This window comes from Polynucleobacter campilacus, assembly GCF_002206625.1.
In the GTDB taxonomy this organism is placed as follows: domain Bacteria; phylum Pseudomonadota; class Gammaproteobacteria; order Burkholderiales; family Burkholderiaceae; genus Polynucleobacter; species Polynucleobacter campilacus.
This window is the reverse complement of the sequence record NZ_NGUP01000007.1, coordinates 40056-57309: the sequence shown is the minus strand read 5'-3', so window position 1 is coordinate 57309 and position 17254 is coordinate 40056. Positions and strand designations below refer to the sequence as shown.

The 17254-nt window shown below is 47.1% G+C and carries 15 protein-coding genes and 2 pseudogenes; 1 reads left to right on the top strand and 16 read right to left on the bottom strand.

Annotated features, from left to right (window positions below):
• Positions 1–2: 2 nt before the first annotated feature.
• The 11 genes and pseudogenes from hflC to ndk form a co-directional block, all read right to left on the bottom strand.
• On the bottom strand, positions 3–872 hold the full coding sequence (gene hflC, locus CBI31_RS10145; RefSeq protein WP_088526286.1) for a protease modulator HflC: 870 nt from the start codon (positions 870–872) through the stop codon (positions 3–5).
• On the bottom strand, positions 872–2374 hold the full coding sequence (hflK, locus tag CBI31_RS10140) for an FtsH protease activity modulator HflK (RefSeq protein ID WP_088526285.1): 1503 nt from the start codon (positions 2372–2374) through the stop codon (positions 872–874). The genes hflC and hflK overlap by 1 nt, the downstream gene beginning before the upstream one ends.
• Positions 2364–3605 (bottom strand): GTPase HflX, encoded by a 1242-nt coding sequence (hflX, locus tag CBI31_RS10135; protein WP_169709872.1) that lies wholly within the window; start codon positions 3603–3605, stop codon positions 2364–2366. Before hflX ends, hflK begins: the two co-directional genes overlap by 11 nt.
• The gene (hfq, locus tag CBI31_RS10130) at positions 3598–3840 is read right to left on the bottom strand and encodes an RNA chaperone Hfq (RefSeq protein ID WP_088526283.1); all 243 of its coding nucleotides are present in this window, start codon (positions 3838–3840) and stop codon (positions 3598–3600) included. The genes hflX and hfq overlap by 8 nt, the downstream gene beginning before the upstream one ends.
• Positions 3841–3962: 122 nt before the next feature.
• Positions 3963–5327 (bottom strand): ribosome biogenesis GTPase Der, encoded by a 1365-nt coding sequence (gene der, locus CBI31_RS10125; protein ID WP_088526282.1) that lies wholly within the window; start codon positions 5325–5327, stop codon positions 3963–3965.
• Positions 5324–6469 (bottom strand): outer membrane protein assembly factor BamB, encoded by a 1146-nt coding sequence (bamB, locus tag CBI31_RS10120; RefSeq protein ID WP_240553941.1) that lies wholly within the window; start codon positions 6467–6469, stop codon positions 5324–5326. The genes der and bamB overlap by 4 nt, the downstream gene beginning before the upstream one ends.
• Positions 6466–7125 (bottom strand): YfgM family protein, encoded by a 660-nt coding sequence (locus CBI31_RS10115; protein WP_088526280.1) that lies wholly within the window; start codon positions 7123–7125, stop codon positions 6466–6468. The genes bamB and CBI31_RS10115 overlap by 4 nt, the downstream gene beginning before the upstream one ends.
• Positions 7126–7185: 60 nt before the next feature.
• Complete coding sequence (hisS, locus tag CBI31_RS10110; RefSeq protein ID WP_088526279.1) at positions 7186–8505, bottom strand: histidine--tRNA ligase; 1320 nt, start codon at positions 8503–8505, stop codon at positions 7186–7188.
• Positions 8506–8535: 30 nt separating this feature from the next.
• Positions 8536–9816 carry a flavodoxin-dependent (E)-4-hydroxy-3-methylbut-2-enyl-diphosphate synthase gene (gene ispG, locus CBI31_RS10105; protein ID WP_088526278.1) on the bottom strand — a complete coding sequence of 427 codons (1281 nt, stop codon included), beginning with the start codon at positions 9814–9816 and terminating at the stop codon, positions 8536–8538.
• Between the two features lie 12 nt (positions 9817–9828).
• Positions 9829–10972, bottom strand: a pseudogene (gene rlmN, locus CBI31_RS10100) (dual-specificity RNA methyltransferase RlmN).
• A 76-nt stretch (positions 10973–11048) separates the two neighbouring features.
• Positions 11049–11474 carry a nucleoside-diphosphate kinase gene (gene ndk, locus CBI31_RS10095; RefSeq protein ID WP_088526277.1) on the bottom strand — a complete coding sequence of 142 codons (426 nt, stop codon included), beginning with the start codon at positions 11472–11474 and terminating at the stop codon, positions 11049–11051.
• Positions 11475–11743: 269 nt separating this feature from the next.
• On the opposite strand from ndk, the gene CBI31_RS10090 reads away from it, so the two are divergent.
• Positions 11744–12445 (top strand): Bax inhibitor-1 family protein, encoded by a 702-nt coding sequence (locus CBI31_RS10090; RefSeq protein ID WP_088526276.1) that lies wholly within the window; start codon positions 11744–11746, stop codon positions 12443–12445.
• Positions 12446–12744: 299 nt separating this feature from the next.
• Here CBI31_RS10090 and rlmD read toward each other — a convergent pair whose 3' ends face one another.
• The 5 genes and pseudogenes from rlmD to surE all read right to left on the bottom strand — a co-directional run bounded on the left by rlmD (position 12745) and on the right by surE (position 17251).
• Positions 12745–14181: a 23S rRNA (uracil(1939)-C(5))-methyltransferase RlmD gene (rlmD, locus tag CBI31_RS10085; RefSeq protein WP_088526275.1), complete on the bottom strand. Its 1437-nt coding sequence runs from the start codon at positions 14179–14181 to the stop codon at positions 12745–12747.
• Positions 14174–14995 carry a 3'-5' exonuclease gene (locus tag CBI31_RS10080; protein WP_088526274.1) on the bottom strand — a complete coding sequence of 274 codons (822 nt, stop codon included), beginning with the start codon at positions 14993–14995 and terminating at the stop codon, positions 14174–14176. Before CBI31_RS10080 ends, rlmD begins: the two co-directional genes overlap by 8 nt.
• 14 nt (positions 14996–15009) lie before the next feature.
• Positions 15010–15813: a peptidoglycan DD-metalloendopeptidase family protein gene (locus tag CBI31_RS10075; protein WP_206075502.1), complete on the bottom strand. Its 804-nt coding sequence runs from the start codon at positions 15811–15813 to the stop codon at positions 15010–15012.
• A pseudogene (locus CBI31_RS10070) lies at positions 15810–16433 on the bottom strand (protein-L-isoaspartate(D-aspartate) O-methyltransferase); the annotation flags it as partial. The pseudogene CBI31_RS10070 and the gene CBI31_RS10075, both read right to left, overlap by 4 nt.
• 29 nt (positions 16434–16462) lie before the next feature.
• Positions 16463–17251: a 5'/3'-nucleotidase SurE gene (surE, locus tag CBI31_RS10065; protein WP_088526272.1), complete on the bottom strand. Its 789-nt coding sequence runs from the start codon at positions 17249–17251 to the stop codon at positions 16463–16465.
• Positions 17252–17254: the final 3 nt, after the last annotated feature.

The window sequence follows — 17254 nt, the reverse complement described above, 5'->3', positions numbered from 1 at the left end:
TCTTATTTTTTGTGCAGGAACTTGAAGAATTCGCCATTAGGCTCAACCACCATGATGTCCTTCTTATCCTTAAAGGAGCTACGGTAGGCTTCTAGGCTCTGATAGAACTGAGCAAACTGTGCATCGCGACCAAATGCTTCGGCATACAAAGCGGTTGCCCTAGCATCTCCTGCGCCTTTAATCTTTTGAGCATCGCGGTAGGCTTCAGCCAAAATGGTATCGCGCTGACGCTCCGCATTTGCGCGAATCTTGTCAGACTCTGCAGCGCCCGTTGAGCGCAATTCATTCGCTACTCGCTTACGCTCTGCTTCCATACGGCGATATACCGAATCGCTAATCTCTGCCAAGAGGTCTACACGCTTTAAGCGGACATCCACAATCTCTACGCCGATATCTGCTGCATCATCAGCCACTTTTTTACGTATCCCTTGCATGACCTCTTCACGTTGATCAGAGATCAACTCGCGGACAGTACGTTTCGTGAACTCTTCATTCAGAGCAGAACGCACTAGCTGAGTTAAGCGGTCTTGTGCCAAGCGCTCATCGCCCTTAAAGCTAATAAAGAACTTACGGGGATCAACAATGCGCCATTTCACAAACGAATCTACTAAGAGATTCTTCTTCTCTGCAGTAATAAAGCGCTCAGCCTCTGGATTATCAATTGTCAGAATGCGACGATCAAAGAAACGGACACTTTCAAATGGGGCTGGCAGTTTCACCCGCAAACCAGGCTCTTCAATCACGCGGACGATCTGGCCGAATGAGAAAACAACCGCAAATTTACGTTGATCAACAATGAAAATACTGGACGATAGGACATAGATCACCGCAATGAAGGCAATGCCCGCAGCAATTAAGCGATTTGCATTCATTATCTGGGGTCCCTATCACGGCTGCGAAAGCCATCGCGCTTATCTAAAGAGCGATCGTTGGTATTGTTTGCAGCAGGTACTGAATATGTTGTGCTACCACTGTTAGTGGGGGCTGGATTATTCATTCCAGTAGCACCACCTACTGTCACACTTCCTGTTGGAGTGGATGTGCCAGATTGATTTACTTGAGAGCTAGCAGCCTGCGCACTTTCTACGCTGACTTGAGCAACGATCTTATCGAGCGGCAAATATAAAAGACTATTGCTCTTGGTTGTATCCACCAAGATCTTGGTCACATTGTTGTACATCTCGCGCATGCTATCGATATACATCCGATCACGGGTTACTTGTGGCGCCTTGGAGTATTCCACCAATACTTGCTTAAAGCGTGTCGCATCACCTTCTGCCGTTGCTACCACTCTCGCCTTGTAGCCTTCAGCCTCTTGAATCAAGCGGGCCGCAGTACCTTTAGCACGTGGAATGATGTCATTGGCGTAGGCCTGACCTTCGCTCTTCAAGCGCTCCTGATCTTGACCAGCCTTCACTGCATCATCAAATGCAGCTTGTACTTGCTCAGGTGGCTGTACGTTTTGCACCGTCACGCTAGTGACGTAAATGCCGGTCTTATAGCTATCTAGGATCTTCTGAATAGAGCTTGCTAAATCAATACCAATCTTTTCGCGCCCTTCATAGAGTACGGTATCCATCTTGCTACGAGCAACAATTTCACGAACAGCAGTTTCAGCAGCCTGAATCACTGCGGCATCTGGATCACGATTGTTGAATAAATAATCCGTTGGATCTTTTAAGCGATATTGCACAGCAAAGCGCACATCAATAATATTTTCATCCTCAGTGAGCATGGAGGAATCTTTTTGATTCGTTGCCTTAATCAGTACCGGACGACCCACTTCAACAGAGCGAACTCCAGAAAGGTTTACTGTTTCATCCGACTGAATTGGCCAAGGCATGCGCCAGTTGATGCCTGGCTTAGCGGTATCAGCATATTTACCAAAGGTCAAAACCACGCCAGCCTGACCTTCTTGAATAATGAAAAAACCACTACAAATCCAAATAAAGAAGACAACTGCTGCACTGATGAGGATGCTAGCCTTCGAACCAAAGGGGTTGGTGAAATTAAAGTTTGGTGCACTCATGCCACCACCGCCACCGCTGCCTCCGCGCTGAGATGGCGGAGGAATATCAGTACTGTTCGGTTTATTGCCTGCTTGACTTGATGAGGCGCCTGGCTTTTTATTGCCACCAAAAATTCCGGCAATTTTGTCATTGAAATCACGCCAGAGCTCATCTAAATCTGGAGGGCCACTTGGCTTATTAGGAGAATTCTTTGGCGCAGTTTCTGTTGGCTTATTGGTATCCGGATCGACTTTGGGAGCTTGATCACCTCCCTGCCCATCTTTGGCATCCTTGGATCCGCTATTGTGGCTATTACCCCAGCCTGGATCATTGACCGAAAAGAGGTCTAGAAATTTACGCATCATTAGAAAAATAGTTTCGGTTGAGAGTGGGATTAAATTCAGCGGTATCTGGTCGTTCGGGTAAAGGTTCTAAAAACTCGTCCGGGGCCAATTGCTTCTTGGCACGGTTGTGCTCGAACCTTATTCTATCAGTCATTTGGGAGCATTCAGCCAAGGCTGTACGGAGCAAATCTAGACCCAAGCCTGTCTTGGCGGACAAGAAAACCTGGCTAGGAAAACCCTGCCCATCGCGCTCTAAAACTGCTCCGCGGGTAAAGGTTTGAGGCATCTGGTCAATTTTGTTCATGACCTCTATTCGAGGGATCTGATCTGCTCCAATTTCCTCCAAAACAGCCTCAACTTCGGCCTTTTGCTCCCGAGCTACGGGGCTACAGGCATCAATCACATGTAAGATCAGATCCGCATGGATGGTCTCATCCAGGGTGGCTCTAAAAGCCTCAACCAACTGGTGTGGTAGATCTCGGATGAAGCCTACGGTATCGGAAACCACAATGGAGCCTACTCCATCCAAATGGACTTTTCTGGAGGTGGTATCCAAAGTGGCAAAAAGTTGATCAGCCGCATAAGCCCCTGCTTTTGTTAGGGAATTAAATAAGGTGGATTTGCCAGCATTGGTATATCCCACCAAGGAGACAGAGAACACATCCTGACGATGACGTGCCCTTCTCTGGGTTTTTTGCTGGCGCTGGAGTTTCTCGAGTTCATTTTCTAAACGCTTAGCCTTCGTCGCTAGCATGCGGCGATCTAACTCCATCTGGGTTTCACCAGGACCACCACGTACACCAATACCACCGCGTTGACGCTCTAAGTGGCTCCAGGCCCTGACTAAGCGAGACATGCGATAGCGCACTTGTGCTAACTCCACTTGCGTCTTACCAATGTGACTTTGTGCTCTTTGACTAAAGATATCTAATATCAAACCAGTCCGATCCATCACATGACGATCGAGGTGACGCTCTAAGTTGCGCTGCTGGGTTGGCGAAAGCGGATGATTAAAGATCGCGAGCTCAGCGTTTTGTTCTTCCATCACGCGCTTGAGTTCGTTTACCTTGCCAGAACCAATAAACAAGGCGGGGTCTGTTTTTCCTTTACGGGCAATTACGCTAGCTGCGGGTATAGAGCCAGCGCTATCAGCCAAGAGACTGAGTTCGGCCATGCTATCTGCAAAATCTTCGCGTCCCGTATCGACACCAACGAGAACGGCGCGTGCCGCATCTACTCCAGTTTTATACAGGGTCGCCTTCTTCTATACGAAAGTCAATCGCACGCGCTGGAACAATCGTAGAGATTGCATGCTTGTAAACCATCTGCGTTACGGTATTACGCAAAAGCACGACATATTGATCAAAGGATTCAATATTGCCTTGCAATTTAATACCATTCACGAGATAGATCGAAACAGGAATATGCTCTTTGCGCAAGGCATTGAGAAATGGATCCTGCAGTAACTGAATTTTATTGGCGCTCATACTGCTCCTTATATCTTTTGTACTTAGGGAGTCTTGCTTTTTTAATGAAACAAAAACCTTTAAAAATGACTGCTACCAAACCTTCTATATTGGGCTCAATTATAAAAAAATCAAGTCCAAAATTACCTCTTCTTACCTTTTTTTCCTTTATCCGCATCCACGTAAGGGTTTTTGGCAGTGTTCATCTGGATTCTTAAGGGGGTGCCCCGTAATTTGAAGACATCCCTAAAGCGTCCTTCTAGGTAACGCTTATAGCTATCGGTGACACCGCTCAATGATGTTCCATGAATCACTACGATTGGGGGGTTCATGCCCCCTTGGTGTGCATACCGTAATTTCGGACGCCCCATGCCAACGCGTTTTGGTTGTTGATGCTCGATAGCCTCTTGCAAAATCCGAGTTAAGCGTGGGGTTGGCAATTTCGCCATGGCAGCTGCATAAGCAGAATCCACATCTTTGAACAACTCTTTGAGGCCAGTACCTTTTTTAGCAGAAATGGGGTGCACGTTTGCAAAATCTAGAAAGCGCAATTTTTGTGCAATCTCTAAACGAGCGCGTTCTTTAACGTAAGTGTCAAGGCCATCCCACTTATTTACAGCAACAACCAGTGCACGACCTGCCTCAACAATAAATCCTGCAATGTGCGCATCTTGCTCGGAGATATCTTGCTGCGCATCGAGCATCAAGATCACCACATTACAGTCAGCAATGGCTTGCAATGTCTTCACTACCGAGAATTTCTCAATTGCCTCAAATACTTTTCCTCGACGACGCAAACCTGCTGTATCAACTAGGATGTATGGCTTACCATTGCGCTCAAATGGAACTTCAATCGCATCACGGGTAGTGCCGGGCATATCAAATGCAATCACCCGCTCTTCGCCGATTAATTTATTGATTAGAGTGGACTTACCTACGTTTGGACGACCTACCACCGCAATTTTCATTGGGCGATTTGGATCATTTGCCAACTCTTCTTCGTCAGGCTCTGCAATTCCTAATGAATCTAAGGCGTCATCGATCAGTCCACGAACACCATCGCCGTGCGCAGAAGAAATGGGGAATGGCTCCCCTAAACCCAGCTCATGAAAATCGGCAGTAACAATACCCGCTTGCATGCCTTCTGTTTTATTGACTGCCAAAATGGTCGGACGACCCGTCTTGCGTAAAAAGTCTGCAATCACGCGATCCTGCGGTGCCATACCTAAGCGGCCATCCACCAAGAAAATCACAATGTCAGACTCAGCTACCGCTTGCTTGGTCTGCTTTGCCATCTCTGCAACGATGCCAGTTTTAGCGACAGGCTCAAAGCCACCGGTATCTACACATATAAAGGCACGTTCGCCAATGCGGCCTTTGCCGTAGTGACGGTCTCTTGTTAAGCCAGAAAAATCTGCCACCAATGCATCGCGCGAACGAGTCAGGCGATTAAAGAGTGTCGACTTCCCAACATTGGGACGGCCGACGATAGTGATGACTGGATTCATTTAGGACTGTAGGCCGAGATTTTCCCACCCTGAGATTGAATCAAGATGAGCCCACCCACTGCAATAGGTGCAGCAGAGATTGGATTGCTATCGTGACGAATACGAGCAATCATCTCTCCATTCGCCTGTGCCAGTGCATGCACATAACCTTGGGCATCCCCTAAAAGCAGAACCTTGCCAACCGCTAATGATTCGCCTACATCACGATGAGTCAGCTGGGTATTTTCCCAAACCTGAGCACCATCCTTAGTAGCAAATGCTGTCACATAAGATTTTTCATTAGATGAAAAAACGAGATCTGCACTTTGTGCGGTACCGGTATAGCTTGAGTAATCTTTGAACCACAGTAAATTTCCGGTTCGCGCCTGTCCACAACCAACTCTACCCTGATAGGAAACTGCGCAGATGATATCGCCCTCCATACTCGGTTTAGCCGTCACATCGTTTAAGCGCTCAATCTCTGAAAAGCCTTTTGGAAATGACACCGGCGTTTCCCAAACCAGGCCACCATTAGCAATCGCAATCATGCCAAAACGTCCGCCAGAAAAGCCAGTCACAATCACTTCATTGCCGATAGCCAGCATGCCGTAACCAACACGCAATGACAAGGCGGATTGTTGACGTTGATAAATCCACTTACGAACGCCTGTTTGTGCATCTAAGCCAATAAAACGATTGTCGAGTGCTCGCACAATCACAATTCCACCGGCAACAATGGGCTCGCTCAATACTTCACTACTGACATTGACTTTCCACATCTGCTTACCAGTATCGTCATATGCATAGACGTTACCTTTGGTACTCACAGCAACTGTGGTGCGACCATCAGATCCAGGACCAATAGAGAGGCGCTCAGGAACAGAAGCTTCCCAAACTTTTTTACCAGTGGCCAAATCAATCTTGACCAAATTACCGCGATGGGAGGCTGCATACACAGCATCGCCTGCAACGACTGGATGAAAGTTAAAGCCTTCAGAAGAGCCGACGCTAGTTGACCATACCGTCTGCATTTCAAACTGATTGCTTACGGTTACTAAATCGGAGGGCTTGCGAACACGAGAGCTACCAGAACAGGCAACTAACGCTAGGGCAACTACACCCATCAAAATAGTGGTGCCAAGGGGTCTTACTAAGCGCCTCACTGTGCTACCCCTCCTACTGCATCTAATTTCACCTTCAAGAGGCGACGTGCCTCCTCAGGAAATTCTTTCGCTTGGTCTAATTTTTTCCATGCATCTTCATAGCTTTTTTTGGCTTCAGTATTTTTCTTTTGTACCAAATACCAATCACCACGACGCTCTAGCCACAATGCCTCAAAGCCAGCAATCGGCGTTTCTTTCAGTATTTGATCTGCCTCGGCGAAATCTTTTTCACCGCCCTGCTCAATTAACTGAGTCACTAAGCGTAATTTGGCCAAAGCCAAGTAGCCATCATTGGATGCATTCTTAGCGGTCCAACGGAGATAATCAATCGCCTTAGCGACATTTCCAGTATCAGCAGCAAGACGCGCAGCGATCAAGCTGGCCATCGCTGCGTATGGTGTTCGCGCAAAATCTTTTTGCAAGTCATCGGCAGCACGTAGGCTTTGAGCTTGATCACCCTTCACAATAGCGCTCACCATCGTTTCATAGAGCTTGGATGCTTCCAAAGCTTGACTATTGCGCCACCATCCATAACCGCTATATGCGGCATATGCAAATAAAACGGCGGTCAAGACCCCGGTAATCAGATTACGGTACTTTTGCCAAAACGCTTTAAGTTGGTCTAACTGTTCTTGTTCTTCTAGATCTAAAGGCATGTGAATCCAAACTCATTAATAAGGGGTTTATTGCTATTAAAGATAAACAATAGACTCATTCTATTCGGAGGCGCCTACTAAGGCTTCAATTACAGCTTCAAGTACCCCATCCAATGGCACGGCCTTTTGCTCGCCGCTAGCCCGCAAGTCTTTGATCTGAGGCTCATTCTTAGCCAATTCATCTGGGCCAATAATGACTGCAAAGGCTGCCCCACTGGCATCCGCCTTCTTCATTTGTGACTTAAAGCTGGCCAATTGTCCGTCTGGTGGACAGAAAAGAATGGTGTCAATACCGGCGCTACGTAAACGCTCGGCAATGATCATGGCAGTGCTCAACGTCTCGCCACCTTGATGCAATACAAAGATGTCGCACTGGGATTGAGCTTCGGGTAATGATCCAGAGACCTTCATCAACTCGAGCACACGCTCCATCCCCATGGCCCAGCCACAAGCAGGCGCGGCTTTACCGCCCATGCGCTCGATCAATGGATCGTAACGACCACCACCAGCAATCGTTCCCTGCGCCCCCAACTCATCAGTAACCCACTCAAATACAGTGAGGTTGTAGTAATCCAAACCACGGACTAAACGGGGATTGATCTTGCAAGGAATGTTGTTTGCTTTTAGTAAAGCTTGGACAGCATTGAAGTGCGCAAGGGATTCTTCTCCCAAGAAATCTAATAACTTTGGCGCGCCTTCAATGAATGCCTGCATCTCTGGATTCTTGGAATCGAGGATGCGCAAGGGATTAGTAATCAGGCGTCGCTGCGAATCTTCATCAAGCTGTGCCTTGTTTTTCTCAAAGTAAGCGACTAAGGCGGCACGATGCTCAGCACGCTCATTAGCCTGCCCTAAAGAATTAATCTCAAGGCGAACTCCAATGAGGCCAAGCTCGTCCCATAGACGTTGGCCCATTAGAATGATTTCAGCATCAATATCGGGGCCGGCAAAACCTAAAGCCTCGATGCCAAATTGGTGAAACTGACGATAGCGACCACGTTGTGGGCGCTCATGGCGAAACATCGGTCCGGTATACCAAAGACGCTTAGGACCTTCGTAGAGTAAATTATTTTCAATCACCGATCGTACTAATGCAGCAGTACCTTCCGGACGCAAAGTAAGCTGTTCGCCATTCAAGCGATCCTCGAAGGAATACATTTCTTTTTCAACGATGTCGGTGACTTCACCAATACCCCGTTGAAATACTGCGGTTGCTTCGACAATCGGGGTTCTCAAAAACTCATAACCATAGGCACGGGTTAAATCCCGCAAGACATGATCCAGGTGAGCCCACTGCGCAGCGTCGGCTGGCAGCAAGTCATTCATGCCGCGCACACCATTAATCTTCTGCGCTTTAGTTTTATTGTGCTGATCAGTCATTTTTATTCTTGTTCTACTAATTAAGCTCTATTACGCTTTTGCCGCGTAATTCTTTTTCACGTATTCATCGACGATGACCTGAAACTCTTGGGCAATTTTCTCACCTCGCAAAGTTTTCACCTTAAGGCCATCTACAAATACGGGGGCTGCTGGAGTTTCACCGGTTCCTGGTAATGAGATCCCAATATTAGCGTGCTTACTTTCACCTGGGCCATTCACAATACATCCCATCACTGCCACATTCATATTCTCCACGCCAGGATGGGTTTTCTTCCAAATCGGCATTTGTTGGCGCAAATACGATTGAATATCGGCTGCGAGCTCTTGGAAAGTAGTGCTAGTCGTTCTGCCACAACCAGGACAGGCAATGACCATTGGTGTGAAATTACGTAAGCCCATGGTTTGCAAAATTTCTTGCGCAACGATCACTTCATTCTCACGAGGTGCACCAGGATCCGGTGTTAAAGAAACCCGAATCGTATCGCCAATACCCTCTTGCAACAAAATGCCCATTGCAGCAGTAGAAGAAACAATTCCTTTACTACCCATACCTGCCTCAGTTAATCCTAAATGCAGAGGATAGTCAGAACGGCGCGCAAGGTCACGGTAGACTGCTACCAAGTCTTGCACATTACTGACTTTACAAGATAGCAAAATTTGATTGGGGTTCATGCCCAACTCCACTGCCTTTTCTGCAGATTGCAATGCAGACTGAATCAGCGCTTCAATCATCACCTCTTGTGCAGTCTTTGGGTCTGCTAAAGCCGCATTGCTATCCATAATGGATGCCAAGAGCTCTTGATCTAGGCTTCCCCAGTTCACACCAATGCGAATAGGCTTGTCATACTTGCAGGCTGCTTCAATCATTTGTGCAAATTGTGGATCGCGTTTAGCACCCTTACCGACATTGCCTGGATTGATGCGATATTTGGAGAGTGCTTTAGCGCATTCAGGGTAATCGTTTAATAAAGTATGGCCGTTGTAATGAAAGTCGCCAATCAATGGGACTAAAACATCCATCTTGTCCAACTGCTCACGAATATATGGCACTGCAGCTGCAGCTTCTGGCGTATTAACAGTTATACGAACCATCTCAGAACCAGCTCGTGCCAACTCTTTAATTTGGATTGCCGTACCCACTGCATCAGCAGTATCAGTATTGGTCATGGACTGCACGCGCACAGGCGCATCGCCACCCACCGTGATGATGTTCGTTTTCCAGGCAACGGTTGCTTGGCGGGTCTCACGCTTCGGGGATGGTCCCAAAGGTAAATTCGGTAACTTGGGTGATGAGGAATGATTAGAGCTCATATGGACCTAAATTTAATTTAACTTTTTGAGCCACTCAATGGGCTGCTCTTGTGATTCTGTAACAATTTGGGCATCGTGCACAGCACGTTCACGAACTCGGGTGCGATCTACAACATCACCTGCCAGTTGACCACAAGCAGCCGCAATATCATCGCCACGGGTCTTACGTACCGTAGCCACCATGCCTGCATCTAAGAGGATGCCAAAAAAAAGCATGTATGCGCTGATCTGATGAACGCTTTAAGCCTGACTCTGGAAATGGATTAAATGGGATGAGGTTGATTTTGCACTTAATATTTCTGAGCAAACGTACTAATTCTTTTGCCTGGATGTCTGAGTCATTGACACCATCTAGCATGCAGTATTCAAAGGTCAAGAAATCTCTCGGTGCAAATGGCAGGTAACGCTCACACGCATCGAGTAATTCACGTAAAGGATATTTTTGATTGAGTGGCACGAGTTGGTCACGCAAGGCATCATTTGCTGCGTGTAATGACACCGCTAAGGCAACTGGGCAATCTTGTGCCAGGCGATCAATCATCGGCACTACACCGGATGTCGACACTGTGACACGACGACGCGACAAGCCATAAGCTCTATCGTCAAGCATCAAACGCAATGCAGAGACTACGTTATCGTAATTTAGTAATGGCTCGCCCATACCCATCATCACCACATTCGAAATCACTCGACCTGTGTGCTCCCAGCCCGGAGTTGGATATTTTTCGATCCTGCGAATCGCCTCTGGGTCATTACGCAAAAGATGCTCAGCAAACCACAATTGCCCGATGATTTCACCGGAGGTGAGATTGCGTGAAAAACCTTGGCGGCCGGTAGAGCAAAAGCGGCAATTGACTGCACAACCCGCCTGAGAAGAGATGCACAAGGTACCTCGATCATCCTCTGGAATAAAAACAGACTCAACCGCATTACCAGCACCCACGTCTAGCAACCACTTACGGGTACCGTCTGAAGCGTGCTCGTCTTTAATCACGGGTAGAGAAAGGACTTCTACTTTATCTAGCAATGTTGCTCTGAAGCTTTTTGCTAAATCACTCATGTCATTAATATCAGATACACCGCGTTGGTGTATCCATTGCATGAGCTGCTTGGCCCTAAAGGGCTTTTCATTCAACCCCGCGACATACGCCGCCATTTGGTCAGCGTCAAAATCTAAGAGATTTACGCGCGGGGAGGTCAATGCGCCTACTTATAAATAAATAAGTTACTGATTAACGATTGAAAACATTGATGCCAGGGAAGAAGAAAGCAACTTCCACAGCAGCTGTTTCAGGAGCATCAGAACCATGAACAGCATTTGCATCAATGCTGTCAGCAAAGTCAGCACGGATTGTGCCTTTGTCTGCCTTCTTAGGATCTGTAGCGCCCATCAAATCGCGATTCTTAGCAATTGCGCCTTCGCCTTGCAATACTTGAATCATCACTGGGCCAGAAATCATGAAGCTCACTAAATCTTTAAAGAAAGGACGATCTTTGTGAACGCCATAGAACTGCTCAGCCTCAACTTGTGAAAGGTGCGCCATTCTGGAAGCAATAATCTTCAAACCAGCGGATTCAAAACGGTCATAGATTTTGCCGATGACGTTTTTAGCGACAGCATCAGGTTTGATGATAGAAAGGGTGCGTTCAATTGCCATGCAAGACTCCAATAGTTATTTCATAGATATTTGTTGGCTAAGGTGAAAACGGGTTAAAAAGCCCGCCCAAGCTCAACGACCCCCAAATTATACATTGCCTGAGGGTATTTACCCCTATATGAGTAGGGCTAAGCTATTGAATTTACAGGGCATAAACCCTCATTTTGTAGGTCTTTTCTCTGGGGACTTGAAATCAGGCTGTTTTGTCTATACTTACTGTCAACAGCCCTTCATGGGCTCATGTAATCACTTTGAAAAAAGGAGTCCTTATGAGTGATCTTAACTCTTACGGCTTTGGTCAAACCGGTTCAATTAGCAATCTTCAGGTACGTAACCGCGTACTACGTAATACCTATGCCCTCCTGGCGCTGTCAATGGTTCCAACAGTCATTGGCGCCTGGCTTGGTGTTGCGATGGGCTTTACCCTTTTTGCTGGTAGTCCATTCATTGGTTTCATTGTTTTCATGGCGGTTGCCTTTGGCTTCTTCTGGGCTATTGAAAAGAACAAAGAGACTGGTATAGGCGTTCTGCTGCTCTTAGGTTTCACCTTCTTCATGGGCATCATGATGTCCCGCTTGATTGGCTTTACGCTCAATAGCTACAGTAATGGCGCTACGCTCATCATGTTGTCTTTTGGTGGCACAGCAGCTATCTTCGCTACGATGGCTACGATTGCCACTGTAAGCAAAACTGATTTTGCTGGCATGGGCAAATGGTTAATGGTCGGCGTACTGCTCTTGATCGTTGCTTCGTTGGCAAACATCTGGCTAGAGTTGCCCGCCTTGATGTTGACTGTAATGGTTTTGGCTATCGCAATCTTCTCAGCTTTCATCCTGGTTGACGTACAACGCGTCATCAATGGCGGAGAAACCAACTACATCATGGCTACTCTTGCCATCTACTTAGATGTGTATAACGTCTTTACCAACTTACTGGCACTATTAGGTATTGTTGGTGGCAATAAGGACTAATGGAGTCTAAAGACTTTTTAGTGAGATGTTCTCTAAAGGCGCCTGCGGGCGCCTTTAGTTTTGTCTTTGCTTTTTGTAAGTGAGCTACTAGCTCGCTACAAACATACTGACCGCATAAGACAGTGCAATCAGAATTAAGATGATCGCAAAACTATCTGAGGCTTTCATGACACACTCCCGGTGTTTGATGAAATTGTTAGCAGTCATGGTTCACTGCACAACTTCAATCTACTCTTCTAAGGGGATGGTCTCTTGGGTGGATTGCACCGCAAAAATGCGTAATGCACTAAAGCGGTGATTTAGAGAGGCTTTAAGCGATTAAAGACCGCCATAGACTCCACGTGAGAGGTATGCGGGAACATATTAACAATCCCTGCACTAGAAAGGGTATAGCCTGCGTGATGACACAAGATCTCCACATCCCTAGCCAATGTTTTAGGATTGCAAGAGACATACACAATGCGCTCCGGCAGTAAATCGCTTTTTTGAGTATGCAAGTCTGCAAGCGCTTTACAGATTTCCATGGCGCCCTCGCGTGGAGGATCCATGAGCCAGCGCTCAGCTTTGTTCCAAGATGCGATTGTTTCTGGAGTCACTTCAAATAAATCGCTTTTCATGAAGCTGGCCTTACCTTCAAGGCCGTTATGCATTGCATTTTCTTTTGCGCGTGTTGTTAGAGTTTCTAGGCCCTCTATGCCCAAGACTTGTTTTGCTTTTCTAGCAAGCGGCAATGTGAAATTACCAAGCCCACAAAACAAATCGAGTACGCAATCCGTTTCTTTTACTTCTAGCAAACGAATTGCCCTACTCACGAGTGCACGGTTCATCAGATGATTGACCTGCGTGAAATCAGTTGGCTTAAATGGCATCTCGATTTCAAACTCGGGGAGCCGGTAGCAAAGCTTGCCAGTCTCTGGGTAAAACGGGGCGACGGTCTCAATACCCTTTGGCTGCAACCAGATCCAGACTTGATGTTGATCTGCAAATCCTCGCAATAGTTTTTCGTCAGTTGCCGTTAAAGGCATGAGGTTGCGAAATACCAATGCCGTGACGGGCCTATTCTTTTGGGGATCATCCGAATGGGGCTCCTCTGGCTCACCAACGGCAATTTCAATTTGTGGCATGCGATCAACAATCGATAGGCCCATAACCAATTTGCGCATCTCTGGCAATAAATTGGAGACGTGCTTTGGCAAAATCTCACAGGCAAGCATATCGGCCACATAGCCGCTCTTGCCTTCATGAAAACCAATGAGAACCGTACCCTTCTTAATGGAGCGATTGACTGCACTTAAGCGTGCGCGATGACGGTACTCCCAGGTGGGTCCGCCCATCGGTCGCAGAATTTCTTCTGGCCTTACTTTAGCGATATGCTGTAAGTCATCTTCAAGCACTCGCTGCTTCATCGCAACTTGCGCCTGAATATCTAAGTGCTGCATGGTGCAGCCACCACAGACACCAAATGCTGCACACTGAGGCTCTACTCGAAATACGGCTGGTTTTAAGATCTCACGTACCTTCGCTTTACTAAAGCGAGCCTTATCACTGGTGATGGTGTAAGCGACCAACTCAGTTGGCAATGCCCCTTTGATGAAAATCACCTTGCCACTTTGGCCAAGAGCTTGCTCTTCTTCATTAGGAGCTAAACGGGCAATGCCTTGGGCATCTAAATCGAGTGCTTCAACTTTTACTGGCTCAGTCACTTCAATATTGACTGGCTTAGCACCTCTACGCATCCGGGGCGAAACCCTGGAGATACTCATGCCACTGCGCGCCATTAGGCTCTTTAGCTTCTTTTTCTAGGTAGGCTTTTACAAACGCAATTTCTTCTTGGTATTCAGGCAAGGAAAAACCGCCACGCAGCAATTGAAAGCGGCAATACATCAGATATGTATTCACAACATCCGTCTCGCAATAGCGACGAATATCATCAATCTTGCCGTCCTGATAGGCGGGCCAAACTTGACTACCATCCATGCCCATCTTGCCAGGGAAGCCACAGAGCTTTGCTAAACCATCCAGGGGCGCATTAGCTCTGCCATTGAATTTGGCCAAGAGATCCATCATATCGAGATGACGCATGTGGTAGCGGCTGATGTAGTTATTCCACTTAAAGTCTCGGCTATCAGCTTCTTGGCTCTCACCCATTTCCCAATAACGTGGTGCCTGAATGTGACTAGCGAGCGCACGGTAATGCAGCACTGGCAGATCAAAGCCGCTGCCATTCCAGGATACTAGTTGCGGCGTGTACTTCTCAATCAAATCAAAGAAGGCCTGAATCAAAACCTTCTCATCATCTTGTGGAGTGCCCAGAGTTCCGACTTTAATTTGTGGCGCACCTTCTTTCGTGCTTCTACGAATCACACAAGAAATGGCAACAATCTTTTGCAAAAAGAGTGGCAAAAACTCACTCCCCGTTTTAGCCGCTTTGTCAGCCATGGCTTTAGCTGCTACTTCAGCATCGCTCATGGAATTAGGCAAGTCTTCCAGGCGACGCAGGCCAGCTACATCCGGAATCGTTTCGATATCAAAGACAAGAACAGTAGCCATGCGTTTCCCGGCTATTACTGCAGATACGGTATTGGATTAACTGGCTTACCGTTTACGCGTAATTCAAAATGGAGCTTAGGAGAAGTGGTATCGGTATCACCCATCTCAGCGATCTTCTGTCCTTTACGAACTGCATCACCCTCTTTGACTAAGAGTTTGCTGTTGTGCGCGTAAGCAGTGAGATAGGTGTTGTCATGCTTAATAATGACTAAGTTACCGTAACCGCGTAAGCTGTTGCCGGCATATACCACCTTACCTTCAGAGGCTGCTAATACTGGTTCGCCAACCTTGCCAGCGATATCAATACCTTTATTGGTCTCGTTAAATTCTTGGGTAATCTTTCCCTTAGCAGGAGAAGACAAACGAATACCGGGCTCTGCAACCACTTCAGGCTTTGATACCTCTGGTGCTACTGCCGGGGCTTGGGCTGGAACATCAGCTTTATCGACTGCTGGTTTTTTGTCAGCTACTTTCGCAGACTTTAATCCTGTAGGTGCTCTAATTAAAATTAAATCACCTACCTCAATCACATTTGGGTTGAAGCTTGGATTAGCTGCAATATTCCACTGCGCGACATCACGTGGTGCCTGTCCATTATCCAAGGCGATACGCGCTAAGGTGTCGCCTTTCTTCACGCGATAGTAGCCAGGAGGTGTAGATTCGGGTGATGCGCTGGTTCGATCAGTAACGCTAGCAGGCTTGGTGCGCGGCGTAGAACAACCGACTGTCAACATCAGGGATGCAGACATGAGTGTAATCAGGAGTATCTTGGATAAGCTAATAGGCATAATTGATAATAAATTCTGGTGAGATCTCATACTACCCCTGATTGTAAGGGGACAAAAAAGACCTCGTCCAGCACAGTTCTTTGATAGCGCTGGGAACTCATTCTTTCGACCATGATGAGCTGCTGCTCTTTTTCATTTTTGGCGACTGGGGCAACTAAGCGCCCTCCAATGGCCAGTTGGTCTAATAAGGCATCTGGAATACCCAAACCCGCAGCGGCTAGAATAATTCCATCAAAGGGTGCGGCCTGAGGTAAGCCCAAGATACCGTCGCCATAGATTAAGCGCAGATTATTAATCCGAAATGGACGCAGCTTCGCTCTAGCCAAATCATGTAAGGGACGAATACGCTCTATGGAATAGACTTCATCAGCTAGTAGACTGAGCACTGCCGCTTGATAGCCACAGCCTGTTCCAATCTCCAAAACCTTACCAAGCTTATGCCTTGGTTTATGAAGTAGCTCAATCATGCGCGCCACTACTGAAGGCTTAGAAATAGTTTGCTCTTGCCCAATCGGAAGCGCTGTATCTTCGTAAGCTTGGGCATGTAAACCAGCATCAATAAATGCATGGCGTGGCACAGTAGCAATTGCTTCTAAGGTTTTACCGTGTTTCACACCACCAGCATGTACCTTGGCTGCTAGAGCTTGACGATATGCGGCGAATCTTTCGGTGGGAGCCTTCAACCGCGATCCCAGCCGTTAGAACGCATCGCTGCTAAGCGGGCGTGATGACTTAAATCTAATTGCATTGGCGTAATAGAAATACAGCCTTCATTGATAGCATGAAAATCAGTGCCTTCAGAGCCTTCTTTAACGTCTCCTGCAGCACCGATCCAATAGATCTTGTCACCCCGCGGGCTATCCTGGACAACTACAGGCTGCGAGTGATGACGGTTACCTAAACGGGTCACGCGCCAGCGATATAAATCGGCATAAGGGCGATTAGGAATATTCACATTCAGTAAAGTTGCTGTGCCTTCAGTTCTGGCAAGTGTTGAGACTAGCATTTGCGCTACAACGTCGTGGGCTGCTTTAGCCGCATCCTCAATTCGATTCCAACCGCGATCAATTTGCGAGAAAGCAATCCCCGGAACACCGAACATTACCCCTTCAACTGCTGCGGCAACCGTACCAGAATAAAGTACGTCTTCTCCCATGTTCTCACCCTGATTAATACCAGAAATCACAAGATCAGGCTTTTCATCTAAGAAGCCAGTCATGGCAACGTGCACACAATCTGTTGGTGTACCGTTAATAAAGAAGAAACCATCACGCTCACCACCAGCAACTCGATGAATTGAGAGTGGTCGAGACAATGTCAGAGAGTTAGACGCTCCACTGTGATTTTGCTCAGGTGCAATTACAGTAATACGCCCTAGTGAACGAACTGCATTTACCAAGGCCAATAGACCAGGAGCGAGGTAACCATCGTCATTGGAGACCAAGATATGGGGTTGACGTTCGCTCATAGC

Bases quoted from the DNA above. Each gene is read 5' to 3' on its own strand.
- hflC (WP_088526286.1), bottom strand. From the start codon at position 872: ATGAATGCAAATCGCTTAATTGCTGCGGGCATTGCCTTCATTGCGGTG.
- hflK (WP_088526285.1), bottom strand. From the start codon at position 2,374: ATGATGCGTAAATTTCTAGACCTCTTTTCGGTCAATGATCCAGGCTGG.
- hfq (WP_088526283.1), bottom strand. From the start codon at position 3,840: ATGAGCGCCAATAAAATTCAGTTACTGCAGGATCCATTTCTCAATGCC.
- der (WP_088526282.1), bottom strand. From the start codon at position 5,327: ATGAATCCAGTCATCACTATCGTCGGCCGTCCCAATGTTGGGAAGTCG.
- CBI31_RS10115 (WP_088526280.1), bottom strand. From the start codon at position 7,125: ATGCCTTTAGATCTAGAAGAACAAGAACAGTTAGACCAACTTAAAGCG.
- hisS (WP_088526279.1), bottom strand. From the start codon at position 8,505: ATGACTGATCAGCACAATAAAACTAAAGCGCAGAAGATTAATGGTGTG.
- ispG (WP_088526278.1), bottom strand. From the start codon at position 9,816: ATGAGCTCTAATCATTCCTCATCACCCAAGTTACCGAATTTACCTTTG.
- ndk (WP_088526277.1), bottom strand. From the start codon at position 11,474: ATGGCAATTGAACGCACCCTTTCTATCATCAAACCTGATGCTGTCGCT.
- CBI31_RS10090 (WP_088526276.1), top strand. From the start codon at position 11,744: ATGAGTGATCTTAACTCTTACGGCTTTGGTCAAACCGGTTCAATTAGC.
- rlmD (WP_088526275.1), bottom strand. From the start codon at position 14,181: ATGCGTAGAGGTGCTAAGCCAGTCAATATTGAAGTGACTGAGCCAGTA.
- CBI31_RS10080 (WP_088526274.1), bottom strand. From the start codon at position 14,995: ATGGCTACTGTTCTTGTCTTTGATATCGAAACGATTCCGGATGTAGCT.
- CBI31_RS10075 (WP_206075502.1), bottom strand. From the start codon at position 15,813: ATGAGATCTCACCAGAATTTATTATCAATTATGCCTATTAGCTTATCC.
- surE (WP_088526272.1), bottom strand. From the start codon at position 17,251: ATGAGCGAACGTCAACCCCATATCTTGGTCTCCAATGACGATGGTTAC.